The organism is Nonomuraea sp. NEAU-A123, assembly GCF_018603905.1.
GTDB lineage: Bacteria > Actinomycetota > Actinomycetes > Streptosporangiales > Streptosporangiaceae > Nonomuraea.
In genome coordinates this window covers 43,543-64,968 of record NZ_JAHFZZ010000041.1, presented here as the reverse complement: position 1 = coordinate 64,968, position 21,426 = coordinate 43,543, and the positions used below count along the sequence as shown (strand labels likewise).

Here is a 21,426-nt window from a genome sequence, read left to right as displayed (position 1 = left end):
CCGGCCAGGTCTGCAGTCTCGCCATAGATATGGACCCTCTCACACGTCTCTAGAGGGCGAGACCCAGAGCAGGGAGGCGTGTTGCACCCGGACGACCTACGAGTCTTCACGGCGTTCGTCACGACGCGATCGGACAGCCTCATTCGTCTGGCGTACGTGCTCACCGGCGACCAGCACGCCGCGGAGGATCTGCTCCAGAGCGCGCTGGCCAGGACCGCGGACCGATGGCGGAGCATCAGGGGCGATCCCGAGGCGTATGTCCGCCGGGTCATGTACCACGAGCAGGTCGGCCGGTGGCGCAGCCCGCGCTGGGGCCGCGAGCGCGTGGTCGAGGCGCCGCCCGAGCGGATCGCGAGCGACGACACCGCGCAGGTCGACGACCGGCTCACGCTCGAACAGGCCCTGCGCCGGCTGCCCGCCAAGAAGCGGGCCGTGCTGGTCCTGCGCTACTTCGAGGATCTGCCGGAGTCCGACGTCGCCAGGATCATGGGGTGCTCGATCGGCACCGTACGAAGCCAGACCCACCAGGCCGTGAAGCGGCTGCGCGGGCTGGTGGGCGAACCCGTCAATCTGGAGGCCTGAGATGCCAGTCGACGAACGTGCGGTCGCCGAGGCCCTCACCAGGCTGGCCGACCGGGCCCGGCCCGTGGATCCCGAGCTGCTCCTGACGCGTGTCCTACGGAGGCGGACACGACTGCGGTGGCCGAGATGGGGGCTGGCCATGGCGGCGGCGGCCTGTGTGGTGGCCATTGGGTTGGTGGCACTGCGGACGCACGACCGGATGGCGGTCTCGCCCGCCGCGTCTCCCACCACCATGCCAACGGCGAGCACGGCGCCCACGTCGAGTGCGACGAGGTCCACGGTCCCGCCCCCCGCCGCGTACGTCCCGGACATCCCCGGCCTGCCGCGGAACACGGTCGCGCAGTTCGCGACCGTCGAGGACTGCATGCCCCAGGGCGGTCCGGTGCACAGCATGGACGGCGAACGGCGGCTGCCCAAGTACGGGGGCGTCAAGGACTACCGCTGGCTCGTGGAGGCCAAGGACAAGCTGGGCGTGACGCGGCTGGTCGGCAGCCGCAAGGGGTTCGTCCTGTGCACCCCGGGCATCCGGCTGGTCAGCTACCCGACGGACCCGATCTTCTCTTACTGGGGCCAGGACCCGCCCGGCAAGCTGGCCCTGCGCGGGGCGCTCAGCGTCGACGCCTACGACAGCGAGATGCAGACGGAGATCGACCCGGGCCGGGACGGCGACCCGTACTTCCTGGTGGTGGCCGGTCGCGTCGCTCCGCGGGTGACCCGGGTGGAGGTCGAGTGGGTGGACGGGCGGAAGATGACGGCCAACGTGCGGAACGGCTTCTACATCGGCCGGACGCGGATGTACTCCAACGTGAAGAACGGCTACCGCCCGGCCGCGCTGAGCAAGGTGACCGCCTATGATTCCGGCGGGCGGGCGCTGGGCGAGGCCAAGGGCATCGCGTGGGGTTTCACAGGAGCCATCGACCAGGACGACTAGCCGAGCCTCGACCGCAGCGCCTTGCGGTCGAGCTTGAGCACGCTCGTGACCGGGATCGAGTCGACGAACATCACCTCACGGGGATACTTCACCCGGCCGACCCGGTCACGGGCCCAGCTCATCAGCTCGTCGGCGGTGGCCGTGGCGCCCGGCTTGAGCTGCACGAAGGCCACGACCTCCTCGCCGACGCGCGGGTCGGCACGGCCCACGACGCCGGACATGACCACGTCGGGGTGCTCGTTGAGCGCGTCCTCGACGTCGCGCGGGAAGACGTTGAACCCGCCGCGGATGATCAGGTCCTTCTTCCTGTCGACGACGTAGAGGTAGCCGTCGTCGTCCATGCAGCCGAGGTCGCCGGTACGCAGCTCGCCCTCGGCGAGCGTGGTGTCGGCGGGGTCCGTGGCGTGCTCACCCCAGTAGCCGAGCATCAGCGAGTCACCGCTGACGCAGATCTCCCCGACGTCCCCCGGCTCGGCCTTGTCACCCGAGGAGTCGCGGATCGTGATCGTGTAGCCGGGCAGCGGCAGGCCCACGCTGCCGGCCCGGCGCCGGCCCGGCGGGTTGAACGTGGTCACGGCGCTGGTCTCGGTCATCCCGTAGCCTTCGAGGATCTGCACGCCGGGCATCCGGCGCTCGAACTCCTCCAGCGTCTCCCGGCCGAGCGGCGCCGCCCCGCAGGTGAGGAAGGCCAGGTCGGGCAGGGGGTGCGACTCCAAGGGCTCGGCCAGCAGCATCTGGAGCATGGCGGGCACGACCGCTCCATACTGGGTGCGCCGCGCGGCGGCCAGCTCCAGGAACGCCTTCGGGTCGAACCAGCGCATCAGCACCGTCTGCTGCGGCTCCGTGGCGTGCATCCCGGCGACCGTGAGGATCAGGCCGTACGAGTGGGAGAGAGGCACCGGCACTATCGCGCGATTTTTCCCCTCTTGGTGGGACATTTCGTAGGCGTCCTTGGCCACCTGCCAGAGCCCTCGATGGCTCAGCATGACGCCCTTGGCCATGCCGGTCGTGCCCCCGGTGTACATGAGCGCCGCCAGATCGGTGGCGTCCCGCTCGACGGGCCCCCGCTCGGCCGCCCGCTCCAGCTCTCCCGTGTCCACAAATATCGGGACCTGTACTTCGGTGGCCCGGACCGTCTCCACCAGCTCGGGCGAGGTGACGATGGCGGTGGCGCCGCTGTCGACCAGGATGTGCCGCAGCTCCTCCGCCCCCACCAGGAACACCACGGGCGTCACCACCGCACCGGCCGCCCAGATCGCCTGGTAGATCAGGCCCACCTCCGGCGAGTTGGCCATCATCACCACGACCCGGTCGCCGGGCCGTACTCCGGCCTCGGCCAGCCCGCCGCAGACCTTGCGCGCCCGTTCGGCCAGCGTGTGGCCGCGGTGCCAGGCCCCCTCGTAGTAAACCGCGTCGAAGTCGTCGAACCTGCCCCAAGACTCTTCGGCCAACCGGCCCAACGTCAGCTCGCTCACGGTCCCAACCTCGCCTGATCACCGCCGGGCGTCAAGCCGATGTCAAGACAGGTCGGCGACTCCGGTGATGCGATGGAGCGCGAAGCGGTGGACGGCGGCTCTGGTCTCGTCGTACGCCGTCAGGTAGCCGCCCTCCATCCGGGCGGGCTCCAGGATGCGCGAGGTGGCGTTGCCCTGGGAGTCGAGGTAGCCGATCCACACGCGTACACCCTGCCTGATCGCCTCCTGCAGCGCCGAGATCGTGGCGGTCGCGGGGCCGCGCGGGATCTGGCCGGCGGGGGCGTCGGCGGGCTCGCGCCGCGTCAGGTGAGCCGCGTCGCCCGCCCGCAGGGCCCGTACGGCGGCGGCCGTCACCTCGGCGTCGAGGCCGTTGGGCGAGGGCACGGACCGGGCCGGCGGCAGGCCCTCGGTGCGCCTCTTGTCGAGCTGGGAAATGATCACATCGCCGTCGAGCGACTCGGCCACCGGGGCGTACCCCATCGCCCGCAGCCCGTCGACCAGCGCGGCGCGCGACGAGCGGGAGGCGATGACCGTCGGAGCCAGCCTGCGCAGGCGGAGCGCGGCCGAGCGCCGGTCGGCGGTGATCTGGTCGAGCAGGGCCGGGTCGTCGCAGCGCACGTAGGCACTGGCGGTGCCGACCCTGATCCGCCCGTGACGGCGGGCCACGTCGGCGATCAGGTACGACAGCGCCTGCGGGACCGGCGTCGCCGAGTGGCGCTCCAGCATGGCCAGCAGCTCCTCGGCCCCCTGGCCCGCGTCGAGCGCGCGGCGGATCGAGCCCTCGCCGAACCGGTAGACGGTCGCGCCGCCCTTGGACTCGACGTCGGCGGCCAGCGTCATCCAGCGGTTCAGCTCGCTGGTGAGCGGACCGGGCGCGACGGCGGTCAGGTCGGCCTGGAGCAGCACGTGATCGACCGGCTCGGGCAGCAGCGGCGCCAGCACCGAGGCGGCGTCCTCGCCGGCCAGCAGCGCCCGCCCGTGTCCCGACAGCACGCCGAGCCCGGTGACGCCGACCTGCTCGGCCTCCCGCAGCGCGAACTCCGTCAGTTGCTCGCGCAGCGGCCCGCGGCGGCGCGGCTGCTCCCACGCCAGCCGATCGAACACGGACACGCGCGTGGGCGCCAGGCCGGGCGCCGACGCCAGCACGCCCAGCGCCGCCGACCGTACGGCCGGCGCGGACGAGCGGCGCAGGTCGGTGTGCAGCGCGTTGAGCGGCCGGTCACGGTCGTCGCGCTCGCCGACCAGGCCGGGGACGCGGTCGGTCTGCAGCCAGGTGGCGGCCAGCGCCGCCCACCGGTCGGCGGTCGGCCGGATCCGCCACAGGTCGTAGCCGGTGGTGGGCAGCCACTCGCCGTCGACGCTGCCGCCCGCCGCGATCAGCCCGGCCGCGTGCGCGACCTCCACGGTCAGCGCGGCGGCCCACTCGGGCACGTCCAGCTCGGTCGCGGTGCGCTTCAGATCGCGTACGCCCAGCCCGCCGGTACGCAGCACGCCCGGCGGCTCTGCGCTCCACCGCTCGCACAGCTCCTCGACCGTCCGCACGAACGTGAACGCCTGCCCCGCCGCCGTCCGGTCGGCCCGCTTCTGGTCCCGTGCGGTCCCTTCCAGGGCCGGAGGCACGGCGTACAGATCCCGGTGCACGAGGCCGTTGCGCAGGTGAAGGCCCACCTCCCGAGGCAGGGCCACGCTCTCCTCACCCGTCGCCGCCAGCAGGCCGCGGGCGAGCAGCTCATCGATGGGCGAGCGGGCGGAGGCGATCCGCACCTCGCGCCTGGCGTTGGGCACCCGGCCCGTCGGCGGCCCCCAGGTGAGCTGGTCGAGCGCCGCCCTGGCCTCGGGCGAGACCTCCTCGATCAGCTTCCCGGGCCGGGTCAGGGCGGCGGCCAGACGTTCCTTGCCCGAGCCCTTGGTGCCCGGCGCGATGTCGTCGGCCATCTCCTCGAGCTGCTCGGGCGCGTGGTGGCGGAACGCCTCGACCGCCGGGGGGCCGAGCCCCGCCGGGTCGTCGAGCACCTTCCGCACGCCGGGGGCCAGGCTGAGCGAGGTGTCAGGGCCGTAGACAAGGGCCAGGTCGCGCAGGTGGTCGAGCGCCGTCGACAGCGCGGGCTCCGGCTTGCCCGTCGCGAGCGCCCCGCGGACCAGAGCGCGCAGGGCGGCCTTCGTGACGGGCTCCGGTCGTACGGGCGGCGTCTCGGCGGGCGCTGTTTCCGAGCGCGCTGTGTCCGTCTGGGCTGCGTCCGTCTGGGCTGTGTCCGCGTGCGCTGTTTCCGCGTGGGCGGTGGCGGTGGCGCGGGTCTCGGCGACGGCCAGCGTTTCGAGGACGGCGAGCGTGAAGCGGTCGAGCCGATCGAGCGCCCGGCCGATCGCCGAAGGGCTGCCCGCCCGTACGGCGAGGCCCTCCAGATGTGCGGGCACCGGGGTGATCAGCTCGGGACGCGCGGAGACCAGCGCCCGTAGCTGTTCGTCGGTGCGCCCCCTGATCCACTCCGTGAACTCCATCGTTGCCATGGTATGTCCCCCCTGATTGGGGCAGCATGGCTCACGTGATTGAGCGAGCCGACCAGCTCATACTCAACTACGTCAGCGCCGCCGCCGACGCGGCTCACGGCGTGCTCAAGTCCGACCAGCGGCTCGACTTCGCCAAGCGGCTGCGAGCCAGGATCGAGGTCGAACGGCAGGGCAGCCAGAACCCGCGCCAGGTGGTCAAGCTACTCGCCCGGTTCGGCGACCCGGTGGCGCTGGTCGAACGTGAGGCCCGCAGGCTGGCCGAGACGGCGCCGGACGCCGCCTCCGGTGTCTCGCCGGGCATCCCGTCCGGAACGGCGCCCAGGGTCGCGCCCGGGGCCGCGCGGGGAACCGTGACGCCGGGCGCCGTGGCCAAGGCGGAGCGGGTCGCCGGGGCGGGAGGGGCGACGCCGTTCTTCCCCAAGATCGTCGACGACGCGGCCCCACCTCCGGGAGCCCAGCTCGGCCGGCGTCTCACGGAAGGCCGGCTGACCGGCTGGCGTCTCGCGACAGACCGGCTTGCCGGGCGGCGTCTCGCGGAGGACCGGCTGGCCGGGCGGCCCGTACGCGGTCTGCCGTTCGCGCGGCTGCGTCGGACGGCCATGTCCAGTGCGAACCCGATGGCCACCGGCGGCCGGGACGCCACCACCATCGTCAAGGAGTATCCGCGCGAGACCGCGGCGATGGCGATCCTGCTGCTGGCCGCGCTGCTGGTCCCGTTCGGCCTGCCGGCCGTGGCGATCTTCCGGGTGCCGGTGCTGGTGTGGGCGTTCGGCGCGCTGCTGGTGGCGTTCTCGGAGGGCTGGGTGCCGCGTGATCGGCTGCTCGGGGTCGGCGCGCCGCTGCTCGGCTACACGCTCGGTGGCGCGCTCGTCGGCGGCCTGCGGGTGGGCGCGGAGCCGGGAGTGCAGGCGTTCGTCGTCCAGTTCTTCGACGTCAGCGGCGTGATGTTCATGATCGGCACAGGACTGGGCGTGGCCTGGCTGGCCTATCGGCTGCTGAGCGCCCGCTGAGCGCGCGGTCTGGTCAGCTGACCGGGGCGGGGCTTGGCAGCAGACCCACGGCCAGGCGTACCCAGGCGGTGACGAACTGGTCCTTCTCCGCGTGTCCCGGCGCGTCGCCGACCGTCTCCTGGAACAGCCGGTAGTGCACCACGGAGCCGCCGAGCACCGCCGAGATGCCGTTCCAGTCGAGCTTGGCGTCCTCGTACTCGGGCTGGGCGCGGAACCAGGTCGTGATGGCGTCGAACATGGGCTGCAGCAGCCCTTCGCGCACCACCGCCACCAGCTCGGGGAACTGGCTCAGGTCGCGGAAGAACACCCGGGTCAGCTCCGACTCCTCGCGTACCTTGGCCAGCCCGGCCCGGCACAGGTGCGAGAGCCGCACCTCCAGGTCGGCCGAGGCTTCCATGTCGCCGAGCTCGGCCAGGCTGTCGGCCACCTGCGTACGGGTGCGCGTGGCATGCTCGTTGATCGCCGCGGAGAGCACCTCGTACTTCGACTTGAAGTGCCGATAGAGCCCGCCGGCGCCCGGCGAGAGCCCTGACGCGGCCTCGATCTCGGCCACCGAAGTGGCGGAGTAGCCCCGCTCGGCGAAGAGCCGCAGGGCTTCGTCGATGATCCGCTCACGCGTCGATCTGGTCATGTCTTTCCTGATACCTCCGTAAAGGAGCGTAGCCGTCACGGCGCAGCGCGGCGGATCAGCCCCGCGACGACCGAGCCGACGATCAGCCACACCAGCGCCGCGAGCCCATAGTTGACCAGCGTCGTCCACCGTACGTCGGCGAGCTGGAACAGGTTGGCCAGACCCACCGACAACCACGAGGCGAGCGAGGCGACGAACTGGTACCAGACGTTGGCCGGGTTGGCCCGGAACACCGTGAAGATCGCGTACAGCGCCAGAACCAACGCGGCCAGCCGCGACGCCAGCCGGACGGCCGAGGCCAGGAACGCCACCACGCCTCGCCACACCCTGACCGGTCCCGTCACCTGTCGCGGCAGCGCGGGCCTGTGCGGGCGCGGCTGGGTGGGCGGAGCGGGATGTTCCAGCGGCCTGGGCCGGTTGGCGGCGGCGACTAGCCGATCTCCCGCTTCCGGCGGTTTGGGGGGCTCGGTCACGGCCACTCCTCCTGATAAGTAATTCCTTTCTTCCCACTCCCAACGGTCCCACAACAAGGGGCCGTTACCGGTAATGCGGACTCGTTTGGCATCCTCCACCTTGTGCAGACATCGGTGGGTTTCGACCTAGACATGACATTGGCGGACACACGGTCGGGCATCGCGGCCGTGTACGACGAGCTTTCGGCGCGCCTCGGCGTGCTCATCGACAGCCAGGCGATCATCACCAGACTCGGCCCGCCACTCGAACACGAGCTGGCGAACTGGCTGCCGCTGGAGGCGATTCCCGAGGCGGTGCTCCTTTTCCGGGAGCTCTATCCGGAGCTCGGGGTGCCCGTGCACACGGCCATGGCCGGAGCCGTGGAGGCCATCGAGGCCGTACGCGCGCAGGGAGGCAGGATCATCGTCGTGACCGGCAAGAACCTGCGTGACGCGACCAGCACCGTCGAGAGGCTCGGGCTCGCCGTCGACGAGGTCGTCGGGGCGGTCTTCGGGGCGGCCAAGGGTTCGGCACTCGCGCGCTTCGGCGCCGCCGCCTATGTTGGTGACCATGTGGCGGACATCGAGGCCGCGCGGGCCGGGGGAGCCGTCAGCGTGACGGTCGCGACCGGCCCTTACACGCTGGGCGAACTGCGTGAGCATGGAGCCGATGTGGCGCTTGGGGACCTGACGGAATTCGCCGACTGGTTCGCCGGTTGGCGTTCGGCCGGCCAACTCTGGTAAATGCCACGAATATTCCTGGTCGCTACCGAGCCTCGCGGGGCATAACCTACATCCATTCATCTTTTACGACTGTTTGAACGAGGTTCCTCCTGTGCCGAGTGGCAAGGTCAAGTGGTACGACGCCGACAAGGGTTTCGGCTTCCTCACCCGCGACGACGGCGGTGAGGTCTTCGTGCATTCCTCCGCGCTGCCCACTGGCGCCGGTCCGCTCAAGCCCGGCCAGAAGGTCGAGTTCGGCGTGGCCGAGGGACGCCGCGGCCAGCAGGCCCTCTCGGTGCGGATCCTCGAGCAGCCGCCGACGCTGGCCAAGCTCAAGCCCAAGGCCAAGCGTAAGAAGCCGGACGAGCTGGTGGTCATCGTCGAAGACCTGATCAAGCTCCTCGACGACGTCTCGACCTCCTACCAGCGGGGCAAGCACCCTGACGCGGCGCACGCCAAGAAGATCGCGCAGGTGCTCAGAGCGGTGGCCGACGACCTCGACGCCTAGCCGTGGGGGTTCGTCAGCGGCTTGGTCGAGTCGATGGTGTCGACACGCTGATCCCGCCGGTCGGCGCGCTGGTCCCACGCGCCTTGGTCCCGCACGTCGGTGTCTCGTGCGTCGGGGTCCTCTACGCCTTGGTCCTGGGCTTGACCCTCAGCTTGGCCCTCGGCGCCGAGTCTGGCCGCGCGGATCCGCTGACGCCGGCGGACGATCAGCCAGCCGAACGCGCCGGTCAGCGCCACGGCCAGCGTGATCAGCCCGGCCGCGCTGCTCTCGGCCAGTGACAGCACCAGCCCGACCAGCCCGCCGAACACCCAGGCGAGCTGCAGCACCGCCTCGACCACACCGAACGTGGACGAGCGCACCTCCTCGCCGATCTCCCGCTGCACGATCGCGTCGAGCGCGAGCTTGCCCAGCTCCTGCGCGAACGCGGTGACGAGCGAGACCGCGACGGCGGTCCAGAGGCCGAAGAACACCGCGGCCACGATCGTGGTCGCGCCGGTCACGGCCAGCGTCAGCAGCGTGATGAGCTGCGGGGAGTGGTTGCGGGTCCAGTTCGCGACCATCGCGCCGACCAGGCCGCCCAGCCCGGCCGCCGCCGCGAGCAGCGCGATCGTCTTGGTGGTGTCGAAGAACGGGTCGGGTACGGCCAGCCACGGCACGCCCTTGTCCTGCACCAGGAACAGCAGGAAGAACAGCAGGAAGCCGGAGAACAGGCGGATGGCCACGTTCGCCCAGACCGCCTCGGCCACCGCAGGGCCCACGTTCAGGAGGGTCCGCCAGCGCAGTGGCCTGCCCCCCGCCTCCTCTTCTTCCAGCTCGGGAGAGTCGACGTGGCGCGGCAGCCGTACGGCGAGGACGCCGATCAGCAGGAAGGCGACCATCGCCGTGCGCAGCACCGCGGCGCTGCCCAGCCACGCGGTCAGGCCCGCGGCGACCGGCACCATCACGCCCGCCGAGATCAGCGAGAACAGCGCCACCCGGGCGTTGGCCGAGACCAGCGTGATGTCGGCGGGCAGCACGCTCGGCATGATGGCCGCGCGTGAGACGTTGTACGCCTTCGACAGCACCAGCACGCCCAGAGCCCCGACGAACAGCGTCGGCAGGTCGCCGGGCCCCACGGCGGCGGCCATCGCGAAGCACAGCAGGCCGCGGCCGAACAGCGTGCCCGCCATGACGTAGCGCCGGCCCGACCTGAACCGGTCGAGTATCGGCCCCACGAACGGCGCCAGCAGGGCGAACGGCAGCATCGTGATGACCAGATAGAGCGCCACGGGCCCGCGAGCCTCGCCGACGGGCACGCCGAAGAAGACGGTGCTCGCGAGCGCGACCGTGACCAGCGCGTCGCCGCCGCTGTGGCCGGCGGTGAGCTCGATCAGGCGGCCGAGCCCGGTGCGGTCGGCGCCGTTGGCGTAGGTGAGGCGGCGGGTGGCCTGCCCGACCTTCTGCGCCCCTCTGGCCGTGGCCTTGCCCGCCCGCGCGGTGCCGCCGGCGGTCGCCTTTCCCGCGCGTACGGTGGCCCGGCCGGCGCGCGCGGTGGCGCGGCCCGCGTCGGCGACACCTCGCCCCACGCGCCGCGAGATCTCGCGAGTGGTGTCCCAGCCTCCTTGCACGCTTACCAGTCTTACCCGATCCGGGCTCGCTCACGGCGGCGGATCGCCCGGGGATGGGCGTTTGATGAGTCTCAAGTGGGTCCGGGATGGTCGGTGTGGGCACCTTCAGGTCCGGCCATGGGTGAGAATGAGGTGTGAGCCAACAGCACCTTGCGGCGGAGGCGGACAGATGACCCGCACCCGGACCCGCGTCTCCCCGCCCGACCAGGCGTGCGTCGCCGCGGTGGACCTGGCGCGCGCCGCCGCGGAGGAGCTCGCGCGGCCGGGCGAGCCGGGTGAGCACCTCGGTTACGAGGGCGAGGGCGACCGCATCGTCACCCACTACTTCGCCTGCCTCGACCGGGCCTACCGCGGCTGGCGCTGGGCCGTCACCGTGACCCGTGCCTCGCGGGCGAAGAACGTCACGGTGAGCGAGGCCGTCCTGCTGCCCGGGGCGGGAGCGTTGCTCGCGCCCGAGTGGCTGCCCTGGAGCGAGCGCCTGCGCCCCGGCGACCTGGGCGTCGGCGACCTGCTGCCGAGCCCGGAGGACGACGACCGGCTGGAGCCGGGTTTCGCCAAGACCGACGACGAGACCGATCACCAGACGATTTTCGAGTACGGCCTGGGCCGGGCACGTGTGCTCTCGGTCATCGGCAGGGACCGAGCTGCCAGACGCTGGCACTCGGGCGAGCACGGGCCGCATACGCCGATCGCACACGCCGCACCCGCGCAGTGTTCCACCTGTGGTTTCTACTGGCCGCTCGCGGGTGGGCTCCGGCAGGTGTTCGGGGTCTGCGCCAATGAGTACGCCCCCGATGACGGCAAGGTGGTCGCCGCCGACCACGGCTGCGGGGCCCACTCGGAGGCGGCGGTCATGCCGCCGTCCGTCGAGCAGGCCTTGCCCATCCTTGACGACATGGGCTTCGACCTGATGGAAGAGGAGGCCGGTTCCGTCGACGGAACGGCCACCGAGGAGCTCGGCCACTCCTGACCGCGAATGTCGGTGAGGGCCGCTAGCCTACGGTGGCCCCCCATCGGCGGGTCCCGGACATGTGCCGGCGCCCGCCACACCTGCGACCAGGATCGTGACAGATGACCGACACCTTTGGCACCGACCGGACGCGAGCCGCCGTGCTCGCCGCGTGGACGGCCTCGACCGCCCGGTTCCGCGAGGACGCCAACGCCGAGGAGGACTTCGCACTCGGCGGCTACCGCGACCGGCTGATCGTGGAGCTGGCCCAGAACGCCGCCGACGCGGCGCTGCGCGCCGGCGTGCCAGGGGTGCTCCGGCTGACCTTGCGCGACGACGTGCTGACCGCCGCCAACACGGGCGCCCCGCTCGACGCGACCGGCGTGGAGGGGCTGTCGACGCTGCGTGTCTCCGGCAAGCGTGACGAAGCGGGCGCCGCGGGCCGGTTCGGCGTCGGGTTCGCCGCGGTCGTGTCGGTCTGTGATGAGCCGTCGATCAGCTCGCGCGAGACGGGCGCCGTCCGCTGGTCGCGTACGGAGACGGCCGCCGCGGTGGCCTCGGTGCCGGGGCTCGCGGCCGAGCTCGACTCGCGGAGCGGACACGTGCCGCTGCTGCGCCTGCCGTTCGCGGCCGAGCCGTTCGACGTGCCGCAGGGGTTCGACACGCTCGTACGACTGCCGCTGCGCGACGACGCGTCGATCGCGGCGGTCCGGCGCATGCTGGCGGAGACCAGCCCCGCGCTGCTGCTCGGCATGCCCGCGCTGACCACCATCGAGATCGACCTCGACGGCTCGGTGCGCCAGGTGACGGCCGACGGGTGGCGCCTGGTGTCGGAGTCGGGCGAGTTCACTCCCGACGAGGTGGCGGCCCTGTTCGCCGACCGGCCCACCGAAGAGCGCGCCCGCCCCTACTGGTCACTCCGCTGGGCCGTCCCCGTCGCGGGCACGGAGGAGCCCCGCCCGCTGCCGGCCGGGGTGCCGCCGGTGGTGCACGCGCCGACGCCCAGCGACGAGCCGCTCGACCTGCCGGCGCTGCTCATCGCGTCGTTCCCGATGGCCACCGACCGGCGGCACGTCGCCAAGGGGCCGCTGACCGACTTCCTGGTCGAGCGGGCCGCCGACGCCTACGTCAGGCTGCTCGGCGAGCTCCCGCGCACCCCCAAGCTGCTCGACCTGGTCCCCGCCCTGATGGGCAAGGGCGAGCTCGACGCCAGGATCCGGCGGGCCATTCTGCGCCGCCTGCCCGCCACCCCGCTGCTCCCGGCCCTGTCCGCGCCGGCCCCGGCCGTGCACACACCGTCGTTCGCCGACGCCGAGGTCTACGAGCCCGACGCCGAGTGGCAGGTCGAGCACCCGGCCAGGGAGCCGCAGGAGGACGGCTGGGTCGTCGCCGGCCGCGAGGCGGCCGTGGTCGCCGGGTCGAGCGAGCTGCTGGCCGCCATCGCCGATTTCGTGCCCGGCCTGCTGCCCGCGGGGTGGCCCGCCCGGCATCCGGCGATGGGCTCGCTCGGCGTGCGCCGGGTCGAGCTGGCCGACGTCGTCGACCTGCTGTCCGGTGAGGCGGTCGAGGCGCGGGATCCGTCGTGGTGGCGTTCGCTCTACGAGGTGCTGCCGGCCGACGACCCCGAGTCGCTGGGCGCGCTGCCGGTGCCGCTCGCCGACGGCCGCCTGGTCCGCGGCCCGCGTGGCACCCTCATCCTCGACCTCGGCGGCACCCGCCTCGACCTGTCCGGCGACGGCCTCGATCTGACGCCGCTGGGGCTGCGGATCGTGCATCCGGACGCGGCGCACGCGGCGCTGCTCCGGCTCGGCGCCGCCGAGGCCACGCCCCGGACGATCCTCGAAGACCCGCTCACCAAGGCCGCCGTCAGGCAGTCGCTCGACAGTCCCGAGCCCGAGCCCGTGGCGCGGGCCGTGCTCTCCCTGGTCGCGGCCGCCTCGCTGGTGCCCGGAGAGGCGCCGTGGCTGGCCGAGCTCGCGCTGCGCGGCAGCGACGGCGAGCTCTACCCGGCGGGCGAGCTGATGCTGGCCGACGGCGCGCTGGCCGGGCTGCTGGAGCCCGACACGCACCTCGGCGTGGCCGCGCCGGAGCTGGAAGAGACCTACGGCTCACGGGTGCTCGAAGCCGTGGGCGTGCTCGACGGGTTCGCCGTGGCGCACGATTCCGACGTGCTGCTCGACCACGACGACTGCGATCACGACCTCGACGGCGAGGAAGACTGGCTCGACCACGTGCTCCACCTGCTGCCGGAGCTCGACGTGCCGCCCGTGGTGCCGGAGTTCGTCGCGGTGCGCGATCTGGAGCTGGTCGCCGACTGGCCCGCCGCGCTGGCGCTGCTGACCAGACCGCCGCTGCGTGCCGCCCTGCACCCGCTGCGGGTCGAGGGCGTCGAGGTGCCGTCCTACACGGCGTGGTGGCTGGCCAACCACCCCGTCCTGGACGGGCACCGGCCCCGCGAGCTGCGGCTGCCCGGTGCCGACCCGCTGCTCCAGGGCCTCTACGGCGACGCCCCCGGCGGGCTCGACGAGGTGGCGCTGGGGATGCTCGGCGTACGCACCACGCTGGCCGAGCTGCTCGCCGGCCATGGCGGCCCCGAAGAGCTGCTCGACCTGATGGCGGACGAGTCCATCGAGGTCGACCGGGCTCAGTTGCGGGCCCTGTGGATCGCGCTGGCGGCGGTGGAGCCCTCCCGGGTGGCGCCACCCGGCAGGGTGCGGGCCGTGCTCGGTGGCGACATCGTGGTGGCCGCGGCCGACGACGCCGTCGTGGTCGAGGCCCCCGACCTGCTCCAGCTCGTCACCGACCGGCCTCTGGTGCTGGCCCCGTACGACCTGGCCGAGTCGCTGTCCGAGCTGCTCGACCTGCCGCTGGCCGGTGAGCTGGCCCAGGGCGAGGTCACGTCCGAAGGCGAGAGGCGTCCCGTGCCGCCCGAGGTGCGCTCCCTGCTCCCGACGGCCCCCGAGACCTACGTCGAGCACGAGAAGCTGCTGGTGGACGGTGTCGCCTGCACGTGGCGGTTCTTCGAGGGCTCGGTGCACTGCACCGGCTTCGACGGCTTGGCGCGCGGCCTGGCCTGGGCGACGGGCCAGTGGAACGACCGGCTCGCGGTGGCCGCGCTGCTGCACGACCCCACGGCCGTGCCGCTCCTGCTGGCCGAGGCCGACCTGTCGTAGCGCCGACCTGTCACAGCGCCGACCTGCCCGTAGCGTCACGAGGGTTCACGCCGCCGGGCAGGTGGCGTTCGCGCCGGGGTTCTTGCCGGTGAGGAAGTAGGCGTCGACCAGGCGGCTGACGCAGGTGCTGCCGCTCAGGTAGGCGCCGTGCCCCTCACCCTCGTACGTGACCAGGACCCCGGTCTTGAGCTGCGCGGCGAGCTTGGGCGCCCACTGGTACGGCGTGGCGGGGTCACCCTTGCCGCCGATCACCAGGATCGGGGCGGAGCCGGTGGCGTCGATCTTCTTGGACTCGTCGCTGCCGGGCACCGGCCAGTGCGCGCAGATCGAGCCGAGGCCCCCGGAGCGCATGGGCGGGAAGATCTTGCCCGTCTCGCGTTCGACCTTGTCGATGTCGGCCGGGCTCGGCCGTTCGGCGCTGTCCACGCAGTCGATCGCCAGGACGCTGATCATCAGCGTCGAGTACGTCCCGTCGGCCTTGCGGCCGGTGTAGGAGTCGGCCAGGGCGAGGAGCTGCGTGCCGTCGCCCTTGGTCGCGGCGGCGACCGCCTGCTCCAGCATCGGCCAGCTGAGCTTGGAGTAGAGAGCGGCCACGACGCCGGTGCCCGCCAGACCCTTGGTGAGTTTCCGGTCGGCCACCTTGAGTGGCTTGTCCCGTAGGCCGTTCAGCAGCGTCTCGATGCTCTTCCGCACGGCGGTGGGGTCGGCGCCGAGGTCGCAGCCCTGCTTCACGCAGTCGGCGGCGAACGCGTCGAACGCGTGCTTGAAGCCGGCCGTCTGCGTCTTCGCGCGCTCGGCGAAGGTGACGGTCGGGTCGAGGGCGCCGTCGAGGACGAACCGGCCGACGTTCTTCGGGTACTGGGTGGCGTACACGGCGCCGAGGTGTGTGCCGTAGGACATGCCGAAGTAGTTGAGCCGCTCGTCGCCCAGCGCGGCGCGGATGCGGTCGAGGTCCCGCGCGGCGTTCACGGTGCCGACGTGCGGGAGGAGCTTGCCGGAACTCTTGGCGCAGGAGGCCGCGAACTCCTTGGCGATCTTGTCCAGTTGGTCACCCGCCGGGTCCACGGAGATCCACTTCTCGACGCTGTCGCCGCACTTGACGGGTGCGCTGCGCTCGACGCCGCGCGGGTCGAAGCTGACCAGGTCATAGCGGGTGCCCAGGCCACCGAAGATCTTGGCGGCCATGGACAGCATGTCGACCCCCGAGCCGCCGGGGCCGCCGAAGTTGAAGACCAGCGAACCGAGCCGGTCGCCGGAGGCCTTGACGCGGATGAGGGCCAGGTCGATCTGCTCGCCGTCCTGCTTGGCGTAGTCGAGTGGCACCGCGATCTTGCCGCATTCGACGGCCGGGTCGGGCGCGGCGGGCTTGCCGTCGGGACCGGGCAGGCCGGTGCACGGGCTCCAGGCGACGGTGCCGGTGTCCTTCACCGACTGTGCGGCGGCGGTGCTCGCCGTTGGCTTGGCATCGGGCTTGTCCGCTGTTCCACAGCCCGCGAGGACGATGCTCGCGATAGTCGCCGCGCACAGAAGCGCGGGGAATGAGGTCTTCTTCATGCCTACAGCATGATCAGCCGGCTTTTCCGCAGGTAGTGCGGTAAAACAGCACTTTCAGCTGACTTCGGGGATCAGCCAGAGATGACGAATGTCAGCTCCGGGACGCCCGCCTGTGCACGTACCAGAGGCCCATCAGCCCGAGCACGACCCCGGCGACGCAGGTCCAGATCCACCACGACTGTTCGGCGGCCGGGCGGAAGATCAGCAGCACGACCAGCGCGACCGCCCACACGACCGTGCCCGCGGCGACTGTCGCGGTGTCGTTGGTCTCGATGGGCTCCGGGTCCGGACGCCATTCCTGCTTCACGGGATCCAGCCTAGCTTCCAATCAGGTCTCGATCCGATCACCGCCACTTTTCGCAGATGACGCAGACTGTCACTCTTCGCCCGTGAGTGACACAAATAGCGGTATCGACAGGTTCTTCGCAATTTCCGCACGAGGCTCGACGATCTCCCGTGAGGTCCGTGGCGGGCTGGCCACGTTCTTCACGATGGCCTACATCGTCGTGCTGAACCCGATCATCATCGCCACCGGCAAGGACGTCCAGCACCAGTTCATCGGCGACGGCTCGACGCCGAACCTGCCCCTCGTGGCCGCGGGCACGGCGTTCGTGGCGGGCGTCCTGACCATCCTCATGGGAGTGATCGGCCGGGTGCCGTTCGCCATGGCGGCGGGGTTGGGGCTCAACGCCTTCGTGACCTTCAACATCGCCTCGGTGATGAGCTGGGAGGAGGCCATGGGGCTGGTCTTCCTTGAGGGCATCATCATCGGCGTCCTGGTGCTGACCGGCTTCCGGGTGGCGGTGTTCAACGCCATCCCGAGCCAGCTCAAGACCGCCATCAGCGTCGGCATCGGGCTGTTCATCGCGCTGATCGGCTTCGTGGACGCGGGCTTCGTCCGCCGCGTGGCCGCGGGGCCGCCGCTGGAGATGGGCATCCACAACACCCTGACCTCCTGGCCGATCTTCGTCTTCGTCGTCGGGCTGCTCGTGACGGCGGCGCTGGTGGCCCGCAAGGTCAAAGGCGCGATCCTGATCGGCATCGTCGGCACCACCGTGCTGGCGATCATCGTGGAGTCGATCGCGAAGGCCGGCCAGGTCTCCGACACCAACCCCGGCGGCTGGATGCTGAACGTGCCCGCCCTGCCGGACCAGATCATCGGCTTCCACAACCCGCTGGTGCTGTTCAAGGAGTTCGACCCGTTCGGCGCGTTCAGCCGGGTCTCGGTGATCCTGGCCGTGCTGTTCGTCTTCACGCTGCTCATCACCGACTTCTTCGACACGATGGGCACCATCGTCGGGGTCGGCCGCCAGGCCGGTCTGGTCGACGCCGACGGGATGCTGCCGCGTACCCGGGAGATCCTGCTCGTCGACTCGCTCGGCGCGGCGGCCGGCGGCGCGGGCTCGGTCTCCTCGAACACCACCTACATCGAGTCGGCCGCGGGGGTCGGCGAGGGCGCGCGGACCGGCCTGGCCAGCGTGGTCACCGGACTGCTCTTCCTGGTGGCGATCTTCTTCGCGCCGCTGGTCAAGATCGTGCCGTACGAGGCGGCCGCGCCCGCGCTGATCGTGGTGGGCTTCCTGATGATGACCTCGATCCGTGAGATCGATTTTACTGACTTCGAGATCGCCATCCCGGCGTTCCTCACGATCGTCGTCATGCCGTTCACGTACTCGATCTCGAACGGCATCGGCGCCGGCTTCCTCAGCTACGTGCTGATCAAGATCGTCAAGGGCAAGACGCGGGAGATCCACCCGCTGCTGTGGGTCGTCGCGGCGCTGTTCGTGGTCTACTTCGCCCTCGGCCCGATCAGGGTACTTTTCGGGGTCTGACGCTGGTGAGGCCGTCCGTCGCATGAGGGGCGGCCTCTGGGTATCAAGGAGTGAGATGAAACGTGAGGTAGGGAAATAACGTGGAATGCAGTATAGTTAGCAAAGGTAATGACTCATGCTAACCAAGAACCAGTCCCAGATAAACCTGCGCAGCGACGCAGGCCTGGCCACAGCCCTGCGCGTGTCGCTGGCGCGGCTGACCAGGCGGCTACGACGACAAGCGGCAGCGCACTCGCTGACTCCCACGCAGTTCGCGACGCTCTCCGCGGTGGAACGGCATTCCGCGATAACCCCCGGCGAATTGGCCGAGCTCGAGAAGGTGCAACCACCCTCGATGACTCGTGTGATCGCCGCGCTCGAGGAACGCGGTCTGGTGACGCGTACCCCGCACCCGACCGACCGGCGACAAGTGACCGTGACCGTGACCGAGCCCGCCCAGAAGCTGCTGAGGGAGGAACGACGTCTCAAGGAAGCCTGGCTGAGCCAGCGGTTGAAGGAGCTGACGGCGGAGGAGCGGTCAATACTCCGGCAGGCGGCGCCGATTCTGGAGAAGCTCAGCAGGATCTAGAGCCTGAAGAACCCAAGACCGGGATGTTCCGGTCACTCCGCGTACGTAACTATCGCATGTTCGCAGCCGGTGGCGCGGTGTCCAACGTCGGCGGCTGGCTGCAACGCACCGCCCAGGACTGGCTGGTGCTCGATCTGACCCACGGCAGCGCGGCGGCACTCGGCCTGGCGACCGCGCTGCAGTTTCTGCCGATGCTGCTGTTCGGGCTCTTCGGCGGCGTGCTTGCCGACCGCTACCCCAAGCGCCCGATCCTCATCGTGGCGCAGTCCCTGATGGCCGTGCTCGCTCTGGTCATCGGTGTGCTGACGATGACGGGCACCGCCCAGGTATGGCATGTCTACCTGATGGCGTTCACGCTGGGCCTGATCTCCTGCGTCGAGGTGCCGACCAGGCAGGCGTTCGTGGTCGAGATGGTGGGCCGCCAGGACCTGTCGAACGCGATCGCGCTCAACAGCTCCATCTTCAACCTGGCCCGCGTCATGGGACCGGCGATCGCCGGGGTGCTCATCTTCCTGTTCGGCGGCACCGGACCGCTCTTCCTGATCAACGCGGTCACGTTCGCCGGGGTGATCTCCAGCCTGATCTTCATGCGGAAGTCCGAGCTGAACCTCTCCGTTCCCGTGCCCAGAGCCAAGGGCCAGCTCCGCGAGGGGCTGAGCTACGTGCTGCATCGCGAAGAACTGCTGATGCCGGTGCTGCTGATCGGATTCGTGTCGATGTTCTCGCAGTCGTTCTCGATGTCGATCGCGCTCATGGCCCGCGAGGTCTTCAAGGCGGGCGCCTCGTCGTTCGGCCTGGCTTCCAGCATGTTCGCCGTCGGCGCGCTGGGCGGAGCACTGCTCGCCGCGCGCCGGGCCCGCCCGTCACGCAAGATGCTGATCGCCGGTGCGATCGGGTTCGGACTGTTCCAGATCGCGACCGGGCTCGCCCCGTTCTATCCCGTGTACCTGCTGCTGCTGATCCCCACCGGCATCGCGCTGATCACGATCAACACGGCCGCGAACGCGAGCGTCCAGCTCGCCACCGCTCCGGACATGCGCGGCCGCGTCATGGGCATCTACATGCTGGTCTTCACCGGTGGCGCGCCCATCGGCGCCCCGTTGGTCGGCTGGCTGTCCGAGCTGGGCGGCCCCAGAGCGGGCGTCATGCTCTCCGGGGTGCTCGTGCTGGTCGGCACCGGGGTCGCGGTGATGCTGACGAAGCTGATCGCGGCCCGGGTGAGCGAGCCGGTGCTGGCTGTCGCCTGAGCAGGTTGCAGAATCGGGTGGCATGAGGTTATTCGCGGCGCTGATGCCGCCCGATGAAGTGCTCGACGAGATCGAGCGGGCCATCGAGCCGCATGTCGGGCAGGTGCCGGGCCTGCGCTGGCCGGACCGCGCCACCTGGCACATCACGCTGGCCTTCTTCGGCGAGGTGCCTGAGCGCGTCCTGCCGGAGCTGGAGGTACGGCTGGCCCGCGCCGTGCGCCGGTACGCCAGCCTGGACCTGGCCTTCAGCGGGTTCGGGGCGTTCTCGTCCGCCCGCCGGGCCAGGGTGTTCTGGGCCGGGCTCTCCGGCGACCCGATGATCCGGCTGTCGGAGTCGGTCAAGGCGGGCGCCCGCCGGGCGGGGGCCGTACAGACCGACGAGAAGCGCTTCCACCCGCACCTGACGCTCGCGCGGGCGAAGACGGAGCTGGATCTCCGCCCGCTCGTCGAGTCACTGTCCGGATTCAGCGGCTCGGCCTGGCGGGCGGAGTCCGTGCATCTCGTACGCAGCCATCAGGGCGCGCAGGTGAGGTACGAGTCACTGGCCGAATGGGACCTGGCACCCGCCGAGCACGATTAGGCTCCACAGTGTGGACCGTCCTCGCCAATGGCTGCTGCCCGTAGTGCTCGGCCTCCTGCTGCTGATCGTCGTGATCGGCGCCCTGCTGACCTGAGCTACCAGGCGTAGTCCTCCGGCGCCGGGCGGTGCCCGGGGAAGATCTCGTCGAGGCGGGCCAGCGCCTGCTCGTCCAGTTCGATCTCCAGCGTACGCAGGCTGCCGTCGAGCTGCTCCAGCGTGCGCGGGCCGATGATCGGTCCGGTGACCGCGGGCTGCTTCAGCAGCCAGGCGAGCGCCACGTGCGCGGGGTCCTCGCCGAGTTCGTCACAGAACTTCTCGTACTGCTCGATCTTGTCGCGGTGCTTCTCGAGCTCCGTGACCATGCGGTCGGCGGCCGACCGGCCCTTGTCGATCTTGCGAAGCACGCCGCCCAGCAGGCCGCCGGCCAGCGGGCTCCACGGGATCACGCCGAGGCCGTAGTCCTGGCAGGCGGGCAGCACCTCCAGCTCGACCGCGCGGGTGAGCAGGTTGTAGTGACTCTGCTCGCTGACGAGTCCGATCGAGTTGCGGCGCGCCGCGGTCTCCTGGGCCTTGGCGATGTGCCAGCCCGCGAAGTTGGACGAACCCACGTACAGGATCTTGCCCTGCTGCTTGAGGACGTCCATGGCCTCCCAGAACTCGTCGAACGGCGTGTTCCGGTCGACGTGGTGGGCCTGGTAGATGTCGATGTAGTCGGTCTGCATGCGCTTGAGCGAGGCGTCGCAGGCGCGGCGGATGTTCAGTGCGGACAGCAGGTTGTCGTTGGGCCAGTCACCCATCGAGCCGTAGAGCTTGGTCGCGATGACCGTCTTCTCCCGGCGGCCCTCGCCTTTGGCGAACCAGCGGCCGAGGATCTGCTCGGTGATCCCCTCGCCCTGCTTCCAGCCGTACACGTTGGCCGTGTCGAAGAAGTTGATGCCCAGCTCATGGGCCCTGTCCATGATGACGAAGGAGTCTTCCTCCGAGGTCACGGGGCCGAAGTTCATGGTGCCGAGGCAGAGTGGACTGACCCGGAGGCCACTGCGTCCGAGGTTCACATAATCCATGACCTCCACCCTAAATACCTGGAGTGCACTCC

19 protein-coding genes are annotated in these 21,426 nt (G+C 70.9%); 11 read left to right on the top strand and 8 right to left on the bottom strand.

Features of this window, described 5'->3' with window-relative positions:
- Positions 1 to 81: 81 nt before the first annotated feature.
- Both KLK06_RS57035 and KLK06_RS57030 read left to right on the top strand, forming a co-directional pair.
- Positions 82 to 582 (top strand): SigE family RNA polymerase sigma factor, encoded by a 501-nt coding sequence (locus KLK06_RS57035; protein WP_214644275.1) that lies wholly within the window; start codon positions 82 to 84, stop codon positions 580 to 582.
- Position 583: 1 nt separating this feature from the next.
- Entirely contained in the window at positions 584 to 1,513 is a 930-nt protein-coding gene (locus KLK06_RS57030) for a hypothetical protein (RefSeq protein ID WP_214644274.1), read from the top strand.
- Here the strand turns inward: KLK06_RS57030 and KLK06_RS57025 are convergent.
- Positions 1,510 to 2,988: an AMP-binding protein gene (locus tag KLK06_RS57025; protein ID WP_214644273.1), complete on the bottom strand. Its 1,479-nt coding sequence runs from the start codon at positions 2,986 to 2,988 to the stop codon at positions 1,510 to 1,512. The two genes, KLK06_RS57030 and KLK06_RS57025, sit on opposite strands and share 4 nt — an antisense overlap.
- Positions 2,989 to 3,030: 42 nt before the next feature.
- A complete protein-coding gene (locus KLK06_RS57020; protein ID WP_214644272.1) occupies positions 3,031 to 5,487 on the bottom strand; it encodes a helicase-associated domain-containing protein in 2,457 nt (818 codons plus the stop codon).
- A 44-nt stretch (positions 5,488 to 5,531) separates the two neighbouring features.
- On the opposite strand from KLK06_RS57020, the gene KLK06_RS57015 reads away from it, so the two are divergent.
- The gene (locus tag KLK06_RS57015; RefSeq protein ID WP_214644271.1) at positions 5,532 to 6,506 is read left to right on the top strand and encodes a hypothetical protein; all 975 of its coding nucleotides are present in this window, start codon (positions 5,532 to 5,534) and stop codon (positions 6,504 to 6,506) included.
- Positions 6,507 to 6,519: 13 nt separating this feature from the next.
- On the opposite strand, the gene KLK06_RS57010 is transcribed toward KLK06_RS57015, so the two are convergent.
- Both KLK06_RS57010 and KLK06_RS57005 read right to left on the bottom strand, forming a co-directional pair.
- Entirely contained in the window at positions 6,520 to 7,137 is a 618-nt protein-coding gene (locus tag KLK06_RS57010) for a TetR/AcrR family transcriptional regulator (protein WP_214644270.1), read from the bottom strand.
- A 35-nt stretch (positions 7,138 to 7,172) separates the two neighbouring features.
- Positions 7,173 to 7,610 carry a hypothetical protein gene (locus KLK06_RS57005; RefSeq protein ID WP_214644269.1) on the bottom strand — a complete coding sequence of 146 codons (438 nt, stop codon included), beginning with the start codon at positions 7,608 to 7,610 and terminating at the stop codon, positions 7,173 to 7,175.
- A gap of 102 nt (positions 7,611 to 7,712) precedes the next feature.
- Here KLK06_RS57005 and KLK06_RS57000 point away from each other — a divergent pair, with 102 nt between their 5' ends.
- A complete protein-coding gene (locus tag KLK06_RS57000; RefSeq protein WP_308169006.1) occupies positions 7,713 to 8,333 on the top strand; it encodes an HAD family hydrolase in 621 nt (206 codons plus the stop codon).
- Between the two features lie 91 nt (positions 8,334 to 8,424).
- The gene (locus KLK06_RS56995; protein WP_214644267.1) at positions 8,425 to 8,820 is read left to right on the top strand and encodes a cold-shock protein; all 396 of its coding nucleotides are present in this window, start codon (positions 8,425 to 8,427) and stop codon (positions 8,818 to 8,820) included.
- Here KLK06_RS56995 and KLK06_RS56990 read toward each other — a convergent pair.
- Positions 8,817 to 10,427, bottom strand: a complete 1,611-nt coding sequence (locus tag KLK06_RS56990) for an MFS transporter (RefSeq protein WP_214644266.1) — start codon at positions 10,425 to 10,427, stop codon at positions 8,817 to 8,819. The two genes, KLK06_RS56995 and KLK06_RS56990, sit on opposite strands and share 4 nt — an antisense overlap.
- Before the next feature lie 169 nt (positions 10,428 to 10,596).
- Between KLK06_RS56990 and KLK06_RS56985 the strand changes: the two genes are divergently transcribed.
- Positions 10,597 to 11,397 (top strand): DUF3027 domain-containing protein, encoded by an 801-nt coding sequence (locus KLK06_RS56985; RefSeq protein WP_214644265.1) that lies wholly within the window; start codon positions 10,597 to 10,599, stop codon positions 11,395 to 11,397.
- A 101-nt stretch (positions 11,398 to 11,498) separates the two neighbouring features.
- Positions 11,499 to 14,549 carry a sacsin N-terminal ATP-binding-like domain-containing protein gene (locus KLK06_RS56980; RefSeq protein WP_214644264.1) on the top strand — a complete coding sequence of 1,017 codons (3,051 nt, stop codon included), beginning with the start codon at positions 11,499 to 11,501 and terminating at the stop codon, positions 14,547 to 14,549.
- A gap of 45 nt (positions 14,550 to 14,594) precedes the next feature.
- Here the strand turns inward: KLK06_RS56980 and KLK06_RS56975 are convergent, their stop codons facing one another.
- Both KLK06_RS56975 and KLK06_RS56970 read right to left on the bottom strand, forming a co-directional pair.
- Positions 14,595 to 16,103, bottom strand: coding sequence for an alpha/beta hydrolase (locus KLK06_RS56975; protein WP_214644263.1), 1,509 nt, complete (start codon positions 16,101 to 16,103; stop codon positions 14,595 to 14,597).
- Between the two features lie 91 nt (positions 16,104 to 16,194).
- A complete protein-coding gene (locus KLK06_RS56970; RefSeq protein WP_308169004.1) occupies positions 16,195 to 16,410 on the bottom strand; it encodes a DUF2530 domain-containing protein in 216 nt (71 codons plus the stop codon).
- 82 nt (positions 16,411 to 16,492) lie between these two features.
- Between KLK06_RS56970 and KLK06_RS56965 the strand changes: the two genes are divergently transcribed.
- The 4 genes from KLK06_RS56965 (at position 16,493) to thpR (ending at position 20,330) form a co-directional block, all read left to right on the top strand.
- Positions 16,493 to 17,935: an NCS2 family permease gene (locus tag KLK06_RS56965; protein ID WP_308169003.1), complete on the top strand. Its 1,443-nt coding sequence runs from the start codon at positions 16,493 to 16,495 to the stop codon at positions 17,933 to 17,935.
- Positions 17,936 to 18,050: 115 nt separating this feature from the next.
- Positions 18,051 to 18,503 carry a MarR family winged helix-turn-helix transcriptional regulator gene (locus tag KLK06_RS56960; RefSeq protein WP_214644261.1) on the top strand — a complete coding sequence of 151 codons (453 nt, stop codon included), beginning with the start codon at positions 18,051 to 18,053 and terminating at the stop codon, positions 18,501 to 18,503.
- Positions 18,504 to 18,526: 23 nt separating this feature from the next.
- The gene (locus KLK06_RS56955) at positions 18,527 to 19,750 is read left to right on the top strand and encodes an MFS transporter (RefSeq protein ID WP_214644260.1); all 1,224 of its coding nucleotides are present in this window, start codon (positions 18,527 to 18,529) and stop codon (positions 19,748 to 19,750) included.
- A 22-nt stretch (positions 19,751 to 19,772) separates the two neighbouring features.
- Positions 19,773 to 20,330 (top strand): RNA 2',3'-cyclic phosphodiesterase, encoded by a 558-nt coding sequence (gene thpR / locus KLK06_RS56950; protein ID WP_214644259.1) that lies wholly within the window; start codon positions 19,773 to 19,775, stop codon positions 20,328 to 20,330.
- A gap of 95 nt (positions 20,331 to 20,425) precedes the next feature.
- Here the strand turns inward: thpR and KLK06_RS56945 are convergent, their stop codons facing one another.
- Entirely contained in the window at positions 20,426 to 21,394 is a 969-nt protein-coding gene (locus KLK06_RS56945) for an aldo/keto reductase (protein WP_214644258.1), read from the bottom strand.
- Positions 21,395 to 21,426: the final 32 nt, after the last annotated feature.

What these genes read in the sequence shown, in the direction of transcription:
- KLK06_RS57030 (WP_214644274.1), top strand. Translation starts at nt 584, where the DNA reads ATGCCAGTCGACGAACGTGCGGTCGCCGAGGCCCTCACCAGGCTGGCC.
- KLK06_RS57020 (WP_214644272.1), bottom strand. Translation starts at nt 5,487, where the DNA reads ATGGAGTTCACGGAGTGGATCAGGGGGCGCACCGACGAACAGCTACGG.
- KLK06_RS57010 (WP_214644270.1), bottom strand. Translation starts at nt 7,137, where the DNA reads ATGACCAGATCGACGCGTGAGCGGATCATCGACGAAGCCCTGCGGCTC.
- KLK06_RS56985 (WP_214644265.1), top strand. Translation starts at nt 10,597, where the DNA reads ATGACCCGCACCCGGACCCGCGTCTCCCCGCCCGACCAGGCGTGCGTC.
- KLK06_RS56980 (WP_214644264.1), top strand. Translation starts at nt 11,499, where the DNA reads ATGACCGACACCTTTGGCACCGACCGGACGCGAGCCGCCGTGCTCGCC.
- KLK06_RS56975 (WP_214644263.1), bottom strand. Translation starts at nt 16,103, where the DNA reads ATGAAGAAGACCTCATTCCCCGCGCTTCTGTGCGCGGCGACTATCGCG.
- KLK06_RS56960 (WP_214644261.1), top strand. Translation starts at nt 18,051, where the DNA reads ATGCTAACCAAGAACCAGTCCCAGATAAACCTGCGCAGCGACGCAGGC.
- KLK06_RS56955 (WP_214644260.1), top strand. Translation starts at nt 18,527, where the DNA reads ATGTTCCGGTCACTCCGCGTACGTAACTATCGCATGTTCGCAGCCGGT.
- thpR (WP_214644259.1), top strand. Translation starts at nt 19,773, where the DNA reads ATGAGGTTATTCGCGGCGCTGATGCCGCCCGATGAAGTGCTCGACGAG.
- KLK06_RS56945 (WP_214644258.1), bottom strand. Translation starts at nt 21,394, where the DNA reads ATGGATTATGTGAACCTCGGACGCAGTGGCCTCCGGGTCAGTCCACTC.